Annotated in this window: 18 protein-coding genes; 8 read left to right on the top strand and 10 right to left on the bottom strand. The window is 60.8% G+C overall.

Annotated features, from left to right (window positions below):
- Positions 1 to 11: 11 nt before the first annotated feature.
- The 3 genes from MTX19_RS34940 to pcaG are packed head-to-tail and all read left to right on the top strand — an operon-like array spanning position 12 to position 1904.
- Positions 12 to 551: a DUF4863 family protein gene (locus MTX19_RS34940; protein WP_280981260.1), complete on the top strand. Its 540-nt coding sequence runs from the start codon at positions 12 to 14 to the stop codon at positions 549 to 551.
- A 47-nt stretch (positions 552 to 598) separates the two neighbouring features.
- Positions 599 to 1300 (top strand): protocatechuate 3,4-dioxygenase subunit beta, encoded by a 702-nt coding sequence (pcaH, locus tag MTX19_RS34935; protein ID WP_280981259.1) that lies wholly within the window; start codon positions 599 to 601, stop codon positions 1298 to 1300.
- Between the two features lies 1 nt (position 1301).
- A complete protein-coding gene (pcaG, locus tag MTX19_RS34930) occupies positions 1302 to 1904 on the top strand; it encodes a protocatechuate 3,4-dioxygenase subunit alpha (RefSeq protein WP_280981258.1) in 603 nt (200 codons plus the stop codon).
- Between the two features lie 143 nt (positions 1905 to 2047).
- On the opposite strand, the gene MTX19_RS34925 is transcribed toward pcaG, so the two are convergent.
- The 4 genes from MTX19_RS34925 to MTX19_RS34910 form a co-directional block, all read right to left on the bottom strand.
- Positions 2048 to 2212 (bottom strand): hypothetical protein, encoded by a 165-nt coding sequence (locus tag MTX19_RS34925; RefSeq protein ID WP_280981257.1) that lies wholly within the window; start codon positions 2210 to 2212, stop codon positions 2048 to 2050.
- 329 nt (positions 2213 to 2541) lie between these two features.
- Positions 2542 to 2697 (bottom strand): hypothetical protein, encoded by a 156-nt coding sequence (locus tag MTX19_RS34920; RefSeq protein ID WP_280978692.1) that lies wholly within the window; start codon positions 2695 to 2697, stop codon positions 2542 to 2544.
- Positions 2694 to 3917, bottom strand: coding sequence for an IS701 family transposase (locus MTX19_RS34915; protein ID WP_280984181.1), 1224 nt, complete (start codon positions 3915 to 3917; stop codon positions 2694 to 2696). Before MTX19_RS34915 ends, MTX19_RS34920 begins: the two co-directional genes overlap by 4 nt.
- A gap of 392 nt (positions 3918 to 4309) precedes the next feature.
- The gene (locus MTX19_RS34910; RefSeq protein WP_280981256.1) at positions 4310 to 4714 is read right to left on the bottom strand and encodes a hypothetical protein; all 405 of its coding nucleotides are present in this window, start codon (positions 4712 to 4714) and stop codon (positions 4310 to 4312) included.
- A 641-nt stretch (positions 4715 to 5355) separates the two neighbouring features.
- Between MTX19_RS34910 and MTX19_RS34905 the strand changes: the two genes are divergently transcribed.
- The 3 genes from MTX19_RS34905 to MTX19_RS34895 all read left to right on the top strand — a co-directional run bounded on the left by MTX19_RS34905 (position 5356) and on the right by MTX19_RS34895 (position 8476).
- On the top strand, positions 5356 to 5829 hold the full coding sequence (locus MTX19_RS34905) for a MaoC family dehydratase (protein WP_280981255.1): 474 nt from the start codon (positions 5356 to 5358) through the stop codon (positions 5827 to 5829).
- A gap of 484 nt (positions 5830 to 6313) precedes the next feature.
- Positions 6314 to 7120, top strand: coding sequence for a crotonase/enoyl-CoA hydratase family protein (locus tag MTX19_RS34900; protein ID WP_280981254.1), 807 nt, complete (start codon positions 6314 to 6316; stop codon positions 7118 to 7120).
- Between the two features lie 306 nt (positions 7121 to 7426).
- Complete coding sequence (locus MTX19_RS34895; RefSeq protein WP_280981253.1) at positions 7427 to 8476, top strand: hypothetical protein; 1050 nt, start codon at positions 7427 to 7429, stop codon at positions 8474 to 8476.
- A 38-nt stretch (positions 8477 to 8514) separates the two neighbouring features.
- Here MTX19_RS34895 and MTX19_RS34890 read toward each other — a convergent pair whose 3' ends face one another.
- The gene (locus tag MTX19_RS34890; protein WP_280981252.1) at positions 8515 to 8937 is read right to left on the bottom strand and encodes a PaaI family thioesterase; all 423 of its coding nucleotides are present in this window, start codon (positions 8935 to 8937) and stop codon (positions 8515 to 8517) included.
- Positions 8938 to 9492: 555 nt separating this feature from the next.
- Here MTX19_RS34890 and MTX19_RS34885 point away from each other — a divergent pair.
- Positions 9493 to 10080 (top strand): alcohol dehydrogenase catalytic domain-containing protein, encoded by a 588-nt coding sequence (locus MTX19_RS34885; protein WP_280981251.1) that lies wholly within the window; start codon positions 9493 to 9495, stop codon positions 10078 to 10080.
- A 39-nt stretch (positions 10081 to 10119) separates the two neighbouring features.
- Positions 10120 to 10620 (top strand): zinc-binding dehydrogenase, encoded by a 501-nt coding sequence (locus tag MTX19_RS34880; protein WP_280981250.1) that lies wholly within the window; start codon positions 10120 to 10122, stop codon positions 10618 to 10620.
- Positions 10621 to 11489: 869 nt separating this feature from the next.
- On the opposite strand, the gene MTX19_RS34875 is transcribed toward MTX19_RS34880, so the two are convergent.
- The 5 genes from MTX19_RS34875 to MTX19_RS34855 are packed head-to-tail and all read right to left on the bottom strand — an operon-like array spanning position 11490 to position 16184.
- Positions 11490 to 12347 carry a CoA transferase gene (locus tag MTX19_RS34875; protein ID WP_280981249.1) on the bottom strand — a complete coding sequence of 286 codons (858 nt, stop codon included), beginning with the start codon at positions 12345 to 12347 and terminating at the stop codon, positions 11490 to 11492.
- Positions 12344 to 13357, bottom strand: a complete 1014-nt coding sequence (locus MTX19_RS34870; protein WP_280981248.1) for an NADPH:quinone oxidoreductase family protein — start codon at positions 13355 to 13357, stop codon at positions 12344 to 12346. Before MTX19_RS34870 ends, MTX19_RS34875 begins: the two co-directional genes overlap by 4 nt.
- 2 nt (positions 13358 to 13359) lie before the next feature.
- On the bottom strand, positions 13360 to 14133 hold the full coding sequence (locus MTX19_RS34865) for a crotonase/enoyl-CoA hydratase family protein (RefSeq protein WP_280981247.1): 774 nt from the start codon (positions 14131 to 14133) through the stop codon (positions 13360 to 13362).
- 21 nt (positions 14134 to 14154) lie between these two features.
- Positions 14155 to 14997, bottom strand: coding sequence for an ABC transporter substrate-binding protein (locus tag MTX19_RS34860; RefSeq protein WP_280981246.1), 843 nt, complete (start codon positions 14995 to 14997; stop codon positions 14155 to 14157).
- Positions 14994 to 16184 (bottom strand): CoA transferase, encoded by a 1191-nt coding sequence (locus MTX19_RS34855; RefSeq protein ID WP_280981245.1) that lies wholly within the window; start codon positions 16182 to 16184, stop codon positions 14994 to 14996. The genes MTX19_RS34860 and MTX19_RS34855 overlap by 4 nt, the downstream gene beginning before the upstream one ends.
- Between the last annotated feature and the right edge of the window lie 61 nt (positions 16185 to 16245).

The following is a 16245-nucleotide window of genomic DNA, read 5'->3' as shown; positions in this document are numbered from 1 at the left end:
AGGAGACAATCATGGGAAGCCGTGAACAGCTTATCGAACGCAGTATTCCGTTTCTGCGCGAGGTCAAGGACATGACGCCGAGTGCGGCGATGGAGCGATGGCTCAACGAGACTTATGGAGAGGACAGCGCGCTCTACCAGGATCTCGCTCGTCTCATCAAAATGGGAGTCGAGGAGGGGTGGGCGGCGAACCAGGAGGTGGACGGCCCGAACTATCGGCGCAGCCGCATCGTTGAGCCGGTCCCCGAAACATTCCAGTTCAGCATCACCGCGGTTTACATGAACAGTGCCGATCCGCGCCGCTTCAAGGACGAGGACGATCATGACGTGCTGCGCGGGCAATATCACGGTCATCCCTATGGCGAGCTCAACCTTGTCGTTCCCCTCGACAAAGGTGCGCAGCTGAAGGGGCTGCAGGGCTGGCAGGGGCCGGGCTGGACGGCGCCGGATCCCGGCAGCCGGCATTATCCGGAGGTCAGGGGTGGCGCGGTGATCGCCCTGTTTTATCTGCCGGCGGGCCGCATCTCCTACGATTTCAAGGCGCCAGCCTGACGTGCGGTGACACAGGCCACGGCTGCAATGGGGTCTGGAGAAAGCCCATGACGTTGATCTATCCGGTCGCTTCGAATCGCATCCACCCCGCGCATTTGTCTCCCGCGTACCGGAGCGCGATCAAGCGCGCGCCGACCAAGCCGCTGATCCCGATGCGGCATACGCTGTCGGAACTGACCGGCCCGGTCTATGGCCACGAGACGGTACGCGCGCACGACAACGATCTCACGATCCAGGCCAAGGACGAGCCGCTCGGCGAGCGCATCATCGTGCACGGCTACATTCTCGACGAGGATGGCCGCGGCGTGCCTAATACGCTGGTCGAGATCTGGCAGGCCAATGCCTGCGGCCGCTACATCCATGTCGTCGACCAGCATCCGGCGCCGCTCGATCCGAACTTCACCGGCGCCGGCCGAACCCAGAGCGACGCCAAGGGCTACTATAAGTTCATCACCATCAAGCCCGGCGCCTATCCCTGGGGCAATCACCACAATGCCTGGCGGCCCGCCCATATCCACTTCTCGGTGTTCGGCCCCTCCTTCGTCTCGCGGCTGGTCACGCAGATGTATTTTCCCGGCGACCCGCTGTTTCCGTTCGATCCGATCTTCAATTCGGTGACCGATGAGAAGGCGCGGGCGCGGATGATCTCGTCGTTCGATCTCGAAAACACCAAGCCGGAATGGGCGCTCTGCTACCGCTTCGATATCGTGCTGCGCGGGCGCAACGCCACGCCGATGGAGACCAAGTAACGTGTCGAACCAGCGTCCCGATGGCATCACGCCGTCGCAAACCGTCGGCCCTTATTTCAAGTACGGCCTGACGCCGAACGGCGAATATGCGTGGAACGACGCCTTCACCAACAACCTGCTGACGCCCGACGTCTCCGGCGAGCGCATCCGCATCGAGGGCACGGTCTATGACGGCGACGGCGCCGTGATCCCGGACTGCATGCTGGAGATCTGGCAAGCCGATGCCCAAGGCCGGTTCTCCGATCCGCAGGACAAGCGCGCGCTGCCGAACTCGAGCTTCAAGCGCTTCGGCCGCTGCGGCACTGATGCGAGCGGCGGTTACGCCTTCGACACCATCAAACCGGGTGTGGTGCCGGATCCCGACGGCAAGCCGCAGGCGCCGCACATCCTGCTCGCGGTGTATGCGCGCGGCATGCTGCTGCATCTCTACACGCGGATCTATTTCGACGACGAAGCCGGCAACGCCAGCGATCCCGTGCTGGCGCTAGTGCCGGCCCATCGTCGCACGACCCTGATCGCCAGGCGCAAGGCGGGTGCGGGCAACGTCTACACGCTCGACATCCACCTGCAGGGCGACAACGAGACGGTGTTCTTCGACATTTGAATACTTCAGTCGTCTGTCAAAGACGTAGGCAGATGTTTGATCCGATCAGCCCAATGCCGCATCAGCTTCGTGCGCGAGCTGAAAAGCGCGAGCGGTCGGTCGCCCATGTCGAATTTCGGTCGCGCTGCGGCAGTCGAGATTAGTCAGATCTGCTTTGGGTTGGCACCCGCGCCATCATTCTTGCGGGCCATCTGCTCGATTCCGTCGTTCGGAATAGCGAAATTCGCCGCCGCGCGTTTGGCTTGGCGATACCAGCAAAAATACCAGCAGAGTGGATCGCTGCAGTGGGCTTTTGCTTGGATTTTCAATCCGTCGCGACAGTTTTGCGGGGAAATCCGGAATCGAACCATCGTCTTAAGTTATTGTTACTATTATAGTTTTTTTCGTGGTGCCCCTGGCCGTCAATTGCCTAGAGCCATAACTATTTGAATTTGAGCCCATTTTTATCGTCGATTGCTGCCGATACCAGCACAAATACCAGCAAGGATGACGCGCGGTATTCGGCGATAAAAATAAAACAGCAGGGTTCTCGCCGCGGGCACGCCTATGCCCTTCCAGACTCCACAATCGCCTGATCGGAATCGAACCCGGCTCTGACCCGAAATCGGAGAGATCTACCGCGAGGTTAAGTCTAGCATTACAGTTGTAATTTTTGCTTGAGATGCGCTTTGCGCGCGTTGGCTTGATGAGCCCTGCGCCAGGATGACCATGCGAGGATGTGGGCATGCGGGATGCGCCGCTGGGCGAGCTTCATGGCGATGCGGCGGATTTCCTGGATCGACCAGCGGATCAAGAACGATGCTTCGGTCGGGGCCGCGGTCGCGTTTTTTTAAGCAATGCTCCGGTGTTGGCCCGATGACGGATGACGGCCATCGTGGCGAAGGCAAGCATGACCAGTGAGACATGGCGATGCCAGCCATGCCAGGAGCGGGTTTCGTTGTGATCAAGACCGAGCTCGTTCTTGGCGGTTTCGAAGCTGTCTTCGATGGCCCAGCGATGGCCTTCCACGGATACCAGCTTCTGCATGGACGTGCCCTTGGGGCACCATGTGGAGAAGAAGGCTAAGCTGTTGTCGGCAATATTGCGGCGGATCAGAAGACCTCGGGTCCATTCCCCGGCAAGGTCGTCGTTGTATTCGCCGGCGTCGAGATCGGCCAGCTCAAGATAGGCCCAGTCGTGCCAGCGCGGACCTTTGGTTCCTTCGCCGGACGGCAGGCGGCGCCAGGCCTTCTTGGGAAGGCTCTGCGCGATCGTAGAGGCAGTGCCGGCGACAGGCTGCTGCTTGCCCCAGGAATAGAACACGTGATTGGAAGCAACCCCCAGAACATAGCCTTTGCCCGCCTTGCGCAGCAGGGTTTCGATCGCTCCCGTGCCATACACGCTGTCCGCTGCTATGAACGAGAACGGCACCTTTGCGGCGATCGCGCGAGCGATCATTTGATGCGCGATCCGGGGCTTCGTCGCAAAGCTCACATCGCTCGGGACATGTGCGGCCTTCAGGCGAGCGGGTTCGTCCGTCCATTCCTTTGGCAGGTAGAGCGCCCGATCGATGAAGGCATGGCCATGCCGCGACACATAGGAGGCAAACACTCCGATCTGGCAATTGGTGATCTTGCCCGCCGAGCCAGTGTACTGGCGCGCGACCCCACACGAGGCCTTGCCCTGTTTCAAAAAGCCGGTCTCATCGATGACCAGAACCGCGTCCTCGTCACCCAGCGTTTCCAGCGCGTACTCACGTACAATATCGCGCAGCGCGTCGGCATCCCACTGCCCCCGACCCAGAATCGCCTGCTGGCGCCACGGGCCTGGATCGCCAGCCGCTTCCGCCCGCATCCAACCCGTCTTGCGCGGCTCGTTGCCCAACAGTCCGTCGAGAAATTGCCCCGCCGAGGCCGCGACCCGCTCTTGCGTAAACAGCGGACGGATGCGTTGCTTGGCATCTCGCAACGACGAAGCCCACAGCGTCAGCGTATCCTCAACCGACGCGCCACCAATCATCAGATCCCGAATCATGGTCGCCCATAGATTCAGAACCTTCAGGAAGATGCAACTGTAATGCTAGGCTCGTGTCATGCGTGCCCCATCCATGGTCCTTCACGATGCCGATGGAGAGACCTAATTCCCAATGGACGACCTTGGGGCGACTCGATTGCCGCTCGGTCAGCGATTTCTTGAGCAGGCCTAAAATGGCCCCAGACTAAAATTTGCGTTTAGTCTGGGATTTAGTCTGGGGCAATTTCCAAAGAATTTTTGGTCGGCATCGAAGGTGGCGCAGCCGGCTCTTCGAAGTCGGAGCTTCAAAGCGAAAGACGGTCGGGGGTTCGAGTCGCTCCCCCGCTACCGGTCCTACGATTTTGCCCGCCAAACTACGATCTCCTGCGATTTTGTGCCCCTACCGGTGGCGGTTAGCTGTGACGAATTGTGAGGGCTCCGAAGGGGAGTTTCTTCTCCTGCCAGCCAGCACTCGTTGGTAAAGGCAGAACTCGCATAAATCGACGGAACGTCCAGCCGGGCCGAACGTTCGGACGAAAGCTGGCGAGCCACCCTTTCGAGCGCCTTTGCTGGCGAGCGAGCAGTACGACCATTCCGCTCTCGGCCGTGAAGCAACGCGCGATGGCCTCGCCGATGCGAGAGGCCGCCCCCTGTGACAATGACCACCTGCCTTCAAAGCCATCTTTCATTGCCGGATCCCAATCGTCCCTGTTCAGATCTTCGTCGTCGGCGATTCCGAGCGTCCTGCCATGGCCATGCATAAGGTCGCGATCTTTGTCTTCGGTTTTGCCGGCATCGTTAACGATGGCCTGGCGCATCTCGTGCGTCTCCTCCACGTCTGAAGCAGGACGCAAACAGCTCTTGGGAGCTAGATGCATACGACTCCCTGTGCGTAGAGAGTAGGCAGCGCTTGTCGTAAGCGGCTGTAGCGGAGCTGAACTCCTCCAGTTTCATGCTGGAGCGTTGAATGAGCGGGGACTTTGCCGTCACGTGTGGCGTCGATCCCCTTATCCGCGCAGGCCCGGATATGAAAGCGGCTTGTCCTCCCACGGCGCGACAACATGTTCGCCGTTTCACTTGGGCAAGGTGCAGTATCAAATGGAGCGGGCACAAAATTAACAGCTCACGTCGGTTCGTTGTGATTCAAAAGTCCCGTTCTAACTGCTGTTGGAGGTAGGCTGGCGGCTTACGCTACGCCCAAACGACGGACGTATTTGGGTCGAGGAGCGATAATTCAAGGCTGTCTCGCATCTGAGAAAAGTGACGGATCTTCACTTTCGGTGAGGAATGTTCTCTTGTTGATCCAAGGCGCGCTGACTATTCGGTTTAGCGCAAGCGGTTGTCAGGCACGGAGGCCGACTGGATGGTCACCGTCGAGGGATTACCAGCCGCAAGTCGGCGCGCCCCGAACCAGCGGGCACGTCATTCTACCAAGTCAGACGCGAGTCGGGGGCGATCTATGACAAGCATTGAGCTTAAAGAATACGCGCGACGCAAGGGCCAACCGGTCGGCACCTCACGGTGGTTCGTAATCGACCAGAAGCGCATCAATGAGTTCGCCGCGGTAACTGAGGACTGGCAATTCATCCATGTCGATCCGGAGAAAGCCGCTCAAACTCCGTTTAAAGGAACGGTAGTTCATGGCTTTCTTACGCTTTCACTCTTGGTGACGATGGCGGGTGATGCGCTGCCATCGCTCAATGGAAGGGTCATGGGCGTCAACTACGGGTTTGATAAGATTCGATTCGTGACGCCGGTGCCCACGGGCAGTCGGGTGCGTGCCCATTTCAAGCTGCTTGATGTGACGTCACGCGGCCCCAAGGAGTTTCTCATCAGATCGGAAGTATCAATCGAAATCGAAGGAGCAGATAAGCCGGCTCTGATCGCTGAGTGGCTCGCTGTCTCGTACTTTGCTGAGCCCGTCGTCGTTTGACCGAGCCTAGCGCACATTTAACCCATGGGAATCGTGAACACAGCAGCACCCTCGATTGAGCTCGAGAACAGAACGGGACAGCGGCAGAATGTCTAGTCGGAGTGTCCAAGCGCCACCACGCGTTGCACCGGATGGTCCTGAGTAAAGTGATGCTGGAATGTGCCCGTGCGCGTTCCAACCCGTGCGCATGCTGGGTAGGGTACGCTTTTGAGCGAGACGGGGACGACAACGGCTCCAGGACGGGAGACGCCGCGGAAGCGATGGAGGCGGGGACGTTCAAGCTCGATCCGTACCATCCCAAGGAGGTCGTGTTCAGGGACTCTATCATCGAAGCTCTCTGAGCTGCCGAATGCGCTCGTGAATGCAGGAAGGTCAGAAGGTAGCCAGTCAGGCGTTGGTGATTCGATCATTCGGATTGCCGTTCGCATTTGCACCTTACGACCGCAAACGCTTGCTGTTCCAAAACTGTCCCAAGGAGTGTTCCATGTCCGAGACTGACAGCGTGCTCGTCGACCGCGATGGTGCCATCACCATCATCTCCATCAACCGGCCGCATTGCCGCAACGCGGTTGACGGCGCCACCGCGCGCAAGCTGTACGATGCGTTCTTAGCGTTCGATGCCGACGCAAGTGCATCGGTCGCGGTGTTCACCGGCACCGGCGGCTATTTTTGTGCCGGCGCGGATCTGAAGGCGGTGGCGACCGGCGATCCCAACAAGAAGCGCGAGATCGGCGGCCACAACACAATAGCTCCAATGGGACCGAGCCGGCTGCGGCTCTCGAAGCCCGTCATCGCGGCGGTCGAGGGCTTCGCGGTCGCCGGCGGCATGGAGCTCGCGCTATGGGCCGACATGCGCGTGGTCGCCGCGGACGCGACCTTCGGTATCTTCTGCCGCCGCTTTGGCGTGCCGCTGATCGATCTCGGCACCATCCGCCTGCCGCGGCTGATCGGCCATTCGCAGGCCATCGACTTGATCCTCACTGGACGTCCTGTGGACGGCGCAGAGGCGCAGCGCATAGGGCTGGCGAACCGGCTGGTGCCGAAGGGCGAAGCTCGTGCGCACGCGATCGCGCTTGCCAAAGACATCGCTCGGTTCCCGCAGACGTGCCTGCGCGCTGACCGTCTGTCGGCGCTGCGGCAATGGGATCTCGAGGAAGAGGACGCGATCAAGAGCGAGATGCGCGGCGGCCTCGAGGTGATCGCCTCGGGCGAATCGCTGTCCGGCGCGACACGCTTCGCGTCGGGCATCGGGCGTCACGGTGCGTTTGGCAATGAGGGCGGGACCGGCTGAGTCGATTTGCATCCGTCCGCAAGGTGACGGCTCTTCTGCTGTGGAGGGGTAAGCGTGAAACGGAGAGACACGGCGTGTTCTGTGCTGGCGCTGATATGACTCTACCCAACGACCGCGCACACGCGCGGACGGGCCGAATCGGGATGGTGAGGGTGACGGCCCGATGGAGCCGTCCCACATCGCGGTTTCCGAGTCTTTGATCGCCACGCCGGCAAGCCAGCTCGGGGTTGGCGTAGGACCAGCTCTCGAAACGGTAGACATCGAGAAGATAAAAAACACCGTGGCTCACGCCACAAGGAGGTATCATTGAGAAATGGAGATGCAGCCGCGGACGATATACCTGCCTACCGTGCATTGGAGCGGCTATATCACTCGTACCTGACGGGCCTCATCCTGACGATCAGTTCCCGTGCCGGCTCCTCCAGTGCCGCCGATCTTGTCTTTCATATGTTCCGGCGCCAGCAGCAAGCGAACTTTCTGCCCGCCCTGAAGAGGCTCGGCCTTGAGCATTTGCCGCATGCCGTGGCGAGTGCTCAGTATAACTATATCGTCAACCGTGTCGGCGGGGTGAAGGTTGAGTACGTGTATGAGAACGATCAGAAGGCTTGGATTCGATATCCGCCACCGCGCTGGATTTGGTGGGGGACAGCCATCTGTGGCATTCCTTCGGAAGTGTCTCGGGCCATGCTGGCCGGCTGGCATGGCAACAATGGTCCCGCACTGAAGAATCCCCGTCTTGGTTTCGTCTGTACAGGGCAAACCGTCGATGGGCAGCCAGGTCTCGAAGGTTACTACAAGGAATACGACCGTAATCTGTCGCCGAATGAACTACTAATATACTCGCCTGGCGAGCGGTGTCCCCGATTCCGCATCGAGGATGCTCCCGAGTTGCCGGAAGTTAAACTCACGGAGGGAAAAAGGCAAAAGTCGCTACGCAACTATGCAGGCACTTACATCAGCGCTATCGTTCCCGTCGCTGTCGAGCGCTTAGGCCCCGACATGGGAGGCCACTATGCCAAGGCTGCGGCGCGCCTTGTCGGTATGCACATGTACGATGATGTTGCCTCGCTGCTGGGGGGCGTCGAGCCAGGTCCTCTAGGATTCGCAAAAGCCTTTACTCGCTTGGCGGTTGGTCAGGGAGATGATGCTGTAATCGAGATACAAGGATCGACGGCTTGCGTGCGGCAAACTTCCTGGCGATTGATGACAGGGCGCGAAAATCTTTCGCCTGCTGTATTCGATGCCTGCAATGAACTCTGGATCGGATTGGCGCTCGCGCACGACCGCTTCATGCGCTTCGACGTGATCGAGCGCCGCGACCGAGGGGACGCATTTTGGGCTTGGCGCATCGGTTAGCTTGTCGGGCTGTCACGGCGGCCATGGCATATCTTAAACTAAGAGGGATCTGATTTGCGCGTTGCCGCGAAGACACCGTTGATTTCGGAGATTACGCGCTCGCCCACGAAGACCTTGCCTCTTGCGAATCCAACAGACGTGCCCGCCTTTATCGAGTCGACGCGCACCCGCAGAAAATCTCCCGGGCTGGCGGTCGATATATAATTGATGTTTAGGGCAACAGTAACGTAACCCTGCTTACCCCGAGATGCGGCTGCTATGTTATGGCCCAGCGCAATATCGGAAAGGCTTGCGATCAGACCTCCGTGAACCGTCCCACGTGCGTTGCAGTGCTCCTTAGTGAGTTCGAGGCCGATCTCGATACCCTCGTCTTGGAGTCTCATAAGGACGGATCCGATACGGCCGATATAAGGACTTACCTTGTCGAGTCCTTTCCACTCACCGATAATGTCCGTTTCCATAAACAGTGCTCCCCGGTTCGGGCCTCAGCGCTGCTCGCGCACTTACCAGCAAGAAGTCGGGTGGCCTCAACATGAAATTTGGCCCACGCCACGCCAGAAAAATCAACTCACGACACCGATGAGACGCCTAAACCGATGCATCAGCAACTAGATCTTGTCAACGCCAGCCAGTCCATTCCCAGCTATTCGCGTCGTTCGAGACGCGCAGGAGGGATCGCAAGCAGCTAGACGGCTATTTGGGTACAGGAGAGGGAAATCAAGGGACGCTGGATGGGAGAATAAGAGAGAAGCCTTCACTCCTCGTGAGGAAAGTTCTCTTGCTGATGCAAAGAGCGCTGACTATTCGGTCTATAACGCAAGCAGTCGCGAGCACATAAGCAGCGGGATGGCGACTATCCGCCGGACTAAGTCAGCACTAGGGCCCGCGTGATGAACCGCGAAGAACCAGCTGCGCCCCCGAATTCCAAGCGCGACCTTCCCATCATGGCGTGAACTCGAGTTCATTGCCCATCCCGCACTTTCACTTCTTCAAATCATCACTAGGAGAGATCTCGTATGCGTCAACTCATGTTCATCGAGCCCGGCAAACTCGCCTGGGACGAGATACAAATGCCTGAACTGCTTGAGCCGGACGATGCGCTAGTACGCCCCGTAGTGGTCGCTCGGTGCGACCTGGATTACGCAGTTTTTCAGGGGACTGCGCCGTTCCGGGGAGCATTTAGGCACTTCTTGCGCAATCGATTACCGCGCACGCTCGGTCAGAATCTCATCTTTAAGAAGGCACCGTTTGCAGGGCCATATCCGCTTGGCCACGAATGCGTCGCGGAGGTCCTGGAAGTTGGCAAGGACGTGACTTCTGCAAAGCCGGGGCAACTGGTGATCGTGCCTTTTCAGATCTCCTGCGGCCGTTGTGCCATGTGCAGGGTTGGCTTGACCAGCGCCTGCGAATCCGTCCCGTTACGTTCCGCCTACGGGTTGGCCGAGGTTGGCGGTTTGCAGTGGGGCGGGGTACTCAACGACTGTGTGCGAGTGCCCTTCGCCAACCACATGCTCATTCCTGTGCCGCAGGGGCTGGAGCCAGTCAGCCTAGCGAGCGTTGCCGACAACGCTCCGGACGGCTATCGCGCAGTAGCCGAACCTTAGCAGCGCCATCCCGGTGAGCGGGTCCTGATTGTCGGTGGCATGGGTCGCTCAGTCGGACTCTACGCAATTGCTTCGGCGTTGGCCTTGGGAGCCCGTCGAGTCACCTTGGTCGATGACGATGAAGAAGCGCGCCGCGTGGCGGCGAGCCTTGGCGCCACCGCTCTTCGCAAAGACGAATGGGATCCCAAGGACCGCTATTTCATCACCGTGGATGCCAGCGGCCATGTGCCCGATCTGCAACGTACGATCCAGGCTACCGCAAGCGGCGGCACGTGTACCAGCGTGGCAATCTATTTTTCTCGTCACGTACCGATCCCTTTATTGGCCATGTACGGCAAGGGCATCCGCTTCGTGACCGGACGAATAAGCGCCCCTCCTTGTATCCACGAGGTGCTCGGGCTGGCCTGCGACGGAAAACTGCACCCCGGCAGGGTGACGACTCGCGTCGCGCCCTGGCAAGACGCCCATGTGGCATTTCTGGAGAACACACCAAAGGTTGTCGTTGCGCGCAAGGAATATCTCCAGAGCGCGAAGTCATGAACCATGTGCGATACAGCCGGCTGTCAGAGTCGGATCCCAGATGAGTATTCCCTCACTTTCGCCGATTGGCGTGTGGTTTGCGCCCCCCATGAACATTGCAGAAGGAGAGAGCGCATGAGTGCTAGTGCGCACGTCGCGGGCGTGGGAATAACCGCGTTCACCAAGCCAGCGCTAATCTTCGATACCCGGCCCAAGTCCATTCGAAAGTTCGATCAAGCAGACGGCGCCAGAGCTGCCCCCCTAAGACAATTCAGTCTCGCTCCCTCGTCGTCCGTTAAGCCCCTCTGAATGCCGCCGCGGCGGCGATCGCTCCCTATGGGGCGAGCAGGACAACGCACAGCAAATGGGTCAACCAGGTGAGGAAGAGGCGAAGATTGTGGCCGAGGGGTGCGGAGACCTTGGCCGCAGCTTCAAACCCCGAAAGACTGCAATCTCAAAACCAATTTCGTCCGGAAAATCGACTCTCGCTCTATGGCTTCTCAATTGTTCACGGACCACCCCTTCCTGCGGCGAGCCTATCGCGCGTGCAATATTCTCGCGATCGGGCCATCCTGGTCGGATCCTCTCGGCCTTGCTTCCGCTGTTCTAACGCCAGCCGTCAGAGAGGATGACTCTTGAATCCTGTCCGACGTCGGGAGCAGGGCATAGCAATAGTTCCGTGTTTACGATCGTTCCGGGCGTCCGCGCCGCAAATACCGCGCCTACGCCCGGGGTCTGGGTGCGCAATGCGCCGCGCGTGGTCTGAACGTGCTCGTTGGCCATCCACTCCGAAGGATTCAAGATGCGGTCGGCAATAATATCCGCGGCATGAAGGCGCGAGAGCCAGGACACGGTGGTGTCACTCGGGAACACCTTTCGTAATTCGCCGGCTAGTTCTTCGGCGCAGTCGGCTCGGAGGCGAAACTGGCGAACCTTGGATCCGTGGCAAGATCGTCCCGCTCCAATACGGAACAGAGCCGACCATACTGCGCTTCGGTCACCAAGGTGACCATGATCCAGCCGTCGCTCGTGCGGTAGCTGCCGGCCGGAACGTTGAGAAGACGCGGGGCACCGCCTTCGAGGACATGCTCCGCGAGCTTGTGGCCCAGCAGGGCTGCCGTCGACTGCGATAGGCTAACGTCAATCCGCCGGCCCTTACAGATGGAGGCGCGGGCGAACAGCGCAGTTGCTACCGCCTGGTATCCGTAGAGGCCCGTGCAGACGTCCGAAATGGTAGCTCCGACGCGATGAGGAATGCCGTCGGCTCCGACGTTGACCGAGACCAGGCCTGAGAACGCCTGAGCGACAGAGTCCGAGCAGGGGCGTTGTGCGTAGGGGCCCTCCTGTCCGAAGCCGCTGATCGAGAGATAAATGAGCCGCGGGTTCTCGCGGCTGAGGGCATTGTAGCCAAGGCCGAGGCGGTCCATCACGCCCGGACGGAATCCTTCGATGATGACGTCGGCGCCGGCGGCGAGCTTGCGCGCGGTTTCGATCCCTTCGGGCTTCTTGAGATCGAGAACGAGGCTGCGTTTGCCACGGTTGTACACGGCCGACAGCGCCGACTGGCTGCCGTAGGTCGTGCCAAGCCGGCGCGACCAGTCGCCTTCCGGCGGCTCGACCTTGATGACGTCGGCGCCGTTGGCGGCGAGGAGATAGCCGGCATAAGGAGAGGCGACGCCTTGGCCGAAATCGAGGACACGCAGTCCTCGAAACGGCGCTTCGTGGCTCGGTAGCAGTGACTCACTCATGTGCGTTTCTCCGGAGTCAGGACGATCTTTCCGATGACCTCGCGGCTCTCGACGCTGCGCATGGCATCCGCGAACTTCGCGAGAGGCAGGGATCGATCGATGGGCGCGCGCAGCTTGCCGACTTCGTAGAGAACGAACAGTTCGTCGAATAGGACGCGGACCTTCTCGCGTAACGCGGCGTTCGCCTTTGACTTGCCCCATGCCATATAGAATCCCCAGTACAGGCCGATTACGGTCAGGTTCTTCACTAGGACGATGTTCGCCGGAATCTCCGGAATGCGGCCGGCGGCGAAGCCCATTGGAATCAACCGCCCGAGCGGGGCGACGCAGCGCAAGGACTCGTCGAAGACATCGCCGCCCACCGGATCGAATACGACGTCAGCGCCGCGGCCGCCGGTGATCTCCAGCACGCGATCTCGGAATCCGCCTCTGAGGTAGTCGATGGCATGATGGGCACCGTACCACTTCACCACTCCGATCTTCCGTTCGCCTCCAGCGGTCGCGATGACCGTTGCGCCCAAAGCGCGCCCGACCTCGACGGCAGCCAAACCGCTGGCGCCGGCCGCGCCGTGGACGAGCAAGGTCTCGCCGGGTTGAAGATTCGCGCGCCACTTAAGGCCGGCATAAGCAGTCGCGTAGATGGTCGGGAAAAGCGTCGAGCCTTCGAAGCTCAAGGAATCGGGGATACGGAAAACATTGGCGGCATCGACGATCGCTTCCTCGGCGAATCCGCCGGACGGAAGACCAGCGCAGACGCGGTCGCCAACTTTGAGATCGGTCCGGACGTCGGACGCGATCTCGCTGACGACGCCGCCGATCTCGGTGCCGGGCACGAACGGAATACTCGGCCGGTTTTGATGCTTGCCGGCGATGAACAGGAGGTTCGCGAAGCTCACGCCTGCGGCTCGCACCGAGACCCGGATGGTACCGGGCTCGATCGCCGGTGAGGTGGTCTCGTCGTAGACGAGGTCGTCGATTCCGCCGAAGCGATGTCCTATCACCGCGCGCATCGTCAATTCTTTCCCACCTGACCGTGGCGACCGGCCCCGGAGGTGAAACGAACGGCCCCGGCCTTCGCTTCCTTGGCGCGAGCTTCAACGGAGAGCTCAGTCTCCAAAGCGATTGCGTCCTTCTCCGACAGGTTCCACTGGCGGATGGCCGACATACGGTCCGCCCGCATCGCGATCTGCGGAAACGCCGCTATCTGATGCGCGAGCTCGAGGGCGGCGCTCAGGGCCTTGCCCGTCGGGACGAGGCGGTCGGCGAGCCCCATCGCGAGAGCTTCCGTGCCGGTGACCTTACGTGCCGTCAGAAGCATGTCGAGCGCTCGGCCCGCGCCGATGAGACGCGGTAGACGGACGGTCGTTCCATCGCTCATCGGGACGCCCCATCGCCGGGAAAGAACGGCGAAGGTCGCGGTCTCCTCGGCGACGCGGAGATCGCATCTAAGCGCGACGCCGAGGCCCCCTGCGCAGGCGTAGCCGGCGACGGCAGCGATGACGGGCTTCGACAGAATGCCATGGCATGGGCCGTCGGGATCGCCGGCCCATGGCTTGTATTCGCGGCCCGCAGCGAGCTCCTTCAGATCAGCGCCCGCGCAGAAATGCCCGCCCGAGCCGGTCAGCACGGCAACGGCCTGGCTCCTGTCGCGGTCGAAGTCCCGCAGAGCCTTCGCAAGCGCCGCGGCTGTCTCGTTGTCGAGAGCGTTGCGGACCGCCGGACGATTGATGGTGATGACCATGACTGGCCCGTCGTTCTCGACCAACAGCTTCGGATCGTCCGCCATGCCTCGATCAACCTCCTCAGGTCAGTGGGTCTTCAGCAAAGGACATTCGCTCTCGTCGACCGGCCGCCAGGCCTTGTCGCCCGGGATGGTCGCGATAATCTTCCAGTAGTCCCAAGGACCTTTGGATTCCTCAGGCTTCTTGACCTCGGTTACGTACAGATCGCGCAGCAGGCGGCCGTCGGCCCGGATATTGGCCCCGTGTGTGAACGCATCTTCGACAGGCATTTCTCGCATCTTGTCCGCTACCTTCGTCGCATCGTCGGTGTTCGTTGCCGCGACCGCCTTGAGATAGTGCACGACCGAGCTGTACACGCCGGCCTGGACGATCGATGGCGGCCGGCCCATCTTGTCCCAGAAGCGCTCTCCGCCTCGCCGCAAAACGTCCTGCGGAGGCGCAGCGGCGAGTGCGTAGGTGTCGTACATCCAGTGGAAGCTGTAGGGCGAACAGCTTTTGCCGGTGATCTCCGCGGTCGCCGGCCCCGACAGTAGGATGATCTTCTTCTTCTCTCGCGAGACGTTCTGCATCGCGAGCGCCGCAGCCGAGGAGCCTCCGTCGGCGATGACGTCGACGCCCTCCGCGTCATATGCCTTTCTTGCGAGGTTCGACGCGACATCGGGCTTGTTTGCGTGATCGCCCGAAACGACCTCGATCTTCGCGCCGGCGACTTTGCCGCCGAAGTCCTCCGCTGCCAGCTCAGCGGCGACAATCGAGCCTTTGCCGCCGGCATCGGCGTAGATGCCGGTCATGTCGTTGAGGATGCTGATGCGGACGACATTGTCCGATATCTGGGCGAAAGCCGAGGACGACGTGAAGCTTGCGATGAGGCCAGCCCCCAATGCGTAGGCAACAGACTTTTTCTTCATTGCTTTCTCCCTTCGGCTTTAGCCTGGACGATGGCGCCGTCCTCGACGAGACGGTCGATCTCGAAGTCCGTGTATCCGTGCTCAGCGAGCACCTCTCTGGTGTGTTCGCCCAACCGGGGCGGGGCGGGGAGGCGCGTGCCTTCGGCCGACGTGCCCGGTAGCAGCGTGAGCGGAAGCCCCTCGAAGGCGCCGCCCTGCAGCGTCGCTTGCAGCCCCGACCCGCGCACGTGCGGATCGTCCAGGAATTCCCGATAGCCCTGCACGGGACCGCACAGCACATCATTCCTCTCGAACGCCTCGATCCAGTGCCCGCTCGCCTTCGTAAGCAGGATGCGTGCGACCTCGCCGGTGATCTCACCTGCGTGGCTCAGACGCCCGGCTTCCGTGGCGAATCTCGGGTCTAAGATCCAATCAGCCTTGCCAAGGGTCTTGCAGATGCCCTCGAACATCGCGTTCGAGACACACGATAGGTTGATGTGCCCGTCGGCCGTCGCGAAGGTCCCGATCGGCACGCTCAGGGGAACGTTTGGCCGACCCCGCCGATGCAGTGCGTCTTCCAAGATCGGCATGGCCTGAAAGGCTGCGGCGACCTCAACCAGCGACACTTTGATGTGCTGGCCGCCGCGTCCGGTGAGGCGCCGGTAGAGTGCTGCGCCCAGCTGCTGAGCGGCGTACACGCCGGCCGCTGTATCGACAGCGAGCATGCCAATGCGCCGCGGCGTGCCTTGCGCGTCACGGTTCATCGCCATCATTCCGGTGAAGCCCTGGATGATGGTGTCAGTGGCAGGTCGTCTTTCGTAAGGGCCGGGCCCGAAGCCGAGGATCGAGACGTAGACGAGGTCCGGATTGTCGGGGCGAAGCTGGTGATCAGCGATCTGTAGCCGCTCGACGACGCCCGGCCGGAAATTTTGGATCACGACGTCGGCGGACTTGGCGAGCCTCGCCAGCAACTCGCGACCGATAGGCTTGGTTCCGTCGACGCACACAGCGCGCTTGCCGACATTCGGGACCAGGCTGAAGGCAGTATGCCCTTCCACCGCGCCGCCGATCGAGCGCGCCCAGTCGCCGGACGGCGGCTCGACCTTGATCACGGACGCGCCGCCGCGCGCAAGGATGGCCGCACAGTACGGTCCCGCGAAACCTTGACTGACATCGAGCACGCGGATGCCGGCATAGTCGTCCAGCATGTCGCCTCCCTAGCTACCGAGTAGTATGTTGCAAGATACCGAGTAGTATGTTTGACTGTCA

It is taken from the genome of Bradyrhizobium sp. ISRA464, assembly GCF_029910095.1.
Lineage (GTDB): Bacteria > Pseudomonadota > Alphaproteobacteria > Rhizobiales > Xanthobacteraceae > Bradyrhizobium.
The sequence above is the reverse complement of the archived record's forward strand: the minus strand, read 5'-3'. Positions and strand labels throughout refer to the sequence as shown.

What these genes read in the sequence shown, in the direction of transcription:
- MTX19_RS34910 (WP_280981256.1), bottom strand. Translation starts at nt 4,714, where the DNA reads ATGCGCCAGGCCATCGTTAACGATGCCGGCAAAACCGAAGACAAAGAT.
- MTX19_RS34855 (WP_280981245.1), bottom strand. Translation starts at nt 16,184, where the DNA reads ATGCTGGACGACTATGCCGGCATCCGCGTGCTCGATGTCAGTCAAGGT.
- MTX19_RS34905 (WP_280981255.1), top strand. Translation starts at nt 5,356, where the DNA reads ATGACAAGCATTGAGCTTAAAGAATACGCGCGACGCAAGGGCCAACCG.
- MTX19_RS34875 (WP_280981249.1), bottom strand. Translation starts at nt 12,347, where the DNA reads ATGAGTGAGTCACTGCTACCGAGCCACGAAGCGCCGTTTCGAGGACTG.
- MTX19_RS34885 (WP_280981251.1), top strand. Translation starts at nt 9,493, where the DNA reads ATGCGTCAACTCATGTTCATCGAGCCCGGCAAACTCGCCTGGGACGAG.
- MTX19_RS34865 (WP_280981247.1), bottom strand. Translation starts at nt 14,133, where the DNA reads ATGGCGGACGATCCGAAGCTGTTGGTCGAGAACGACGGGCCAGTCATG.
- MTX19_RS34940 (WP_280981260.1), top strand. Translation starts at nt 12, where the DNA reads ATGGGAAGCCGTGAACAGCTTATCGAACGCAGTATTCCGTTTCTGCGC.
- MTX19_RS34890 (WP_280981252.1), bottom strand. Translation starts at nt 8,937, where the DNA reads ATGGAAACGGACATTATCGGTGAGTGGAAAGGACTCGACAAGGTAAGT.
- pcaH (WP_280981259.1), top strand. Translation starts at nt 599, where the DNA reads ATGACGTTGATCTATCCGGTCGCTTCGAATCGCATCCACCCCGCGCAT.
- MTX19_RS34915 (WP_280984181.1), bottom strand. Translation starts at nt 3,917, where the DNA reads ATGATTCGGGATCTGATGATTGGTGGCGCGTCGGTTGAGGATACGCTG.
- MTX19_RS34870 (WP_280981248.1), bottom strand. Translation starts at nt 13,357, where the DNA reads ATGCGCGCGGTGATAGGACATCGCTTCGGCGGAATCGACGACCTCGTC.
- MTX19_RS34880 (WP_280981250.1), top strand. Translation starts at nt 10,120, where the DNA reads ATGGGTCGCTCAGTCGGACTCTACGCAATTGCTTCGGCGTTGGCCTTG.
- MTX19_RS34900 (WP_280981254.1), top strand. Translation starts at nt 6,314, where the DNA reads ATGTCCGAGACTGACAGCGTGCTCGTCGACCGCGATGGTGCCATCACC.
- MTX19_RS34860 (WP_280981246.1), bottom strand. Translation starts at nt 14,997, where the DNA reads ATGAAGAAAAAGTCTGTTGCCTACGCATTGGGGGCTGGCCTCATCGCA.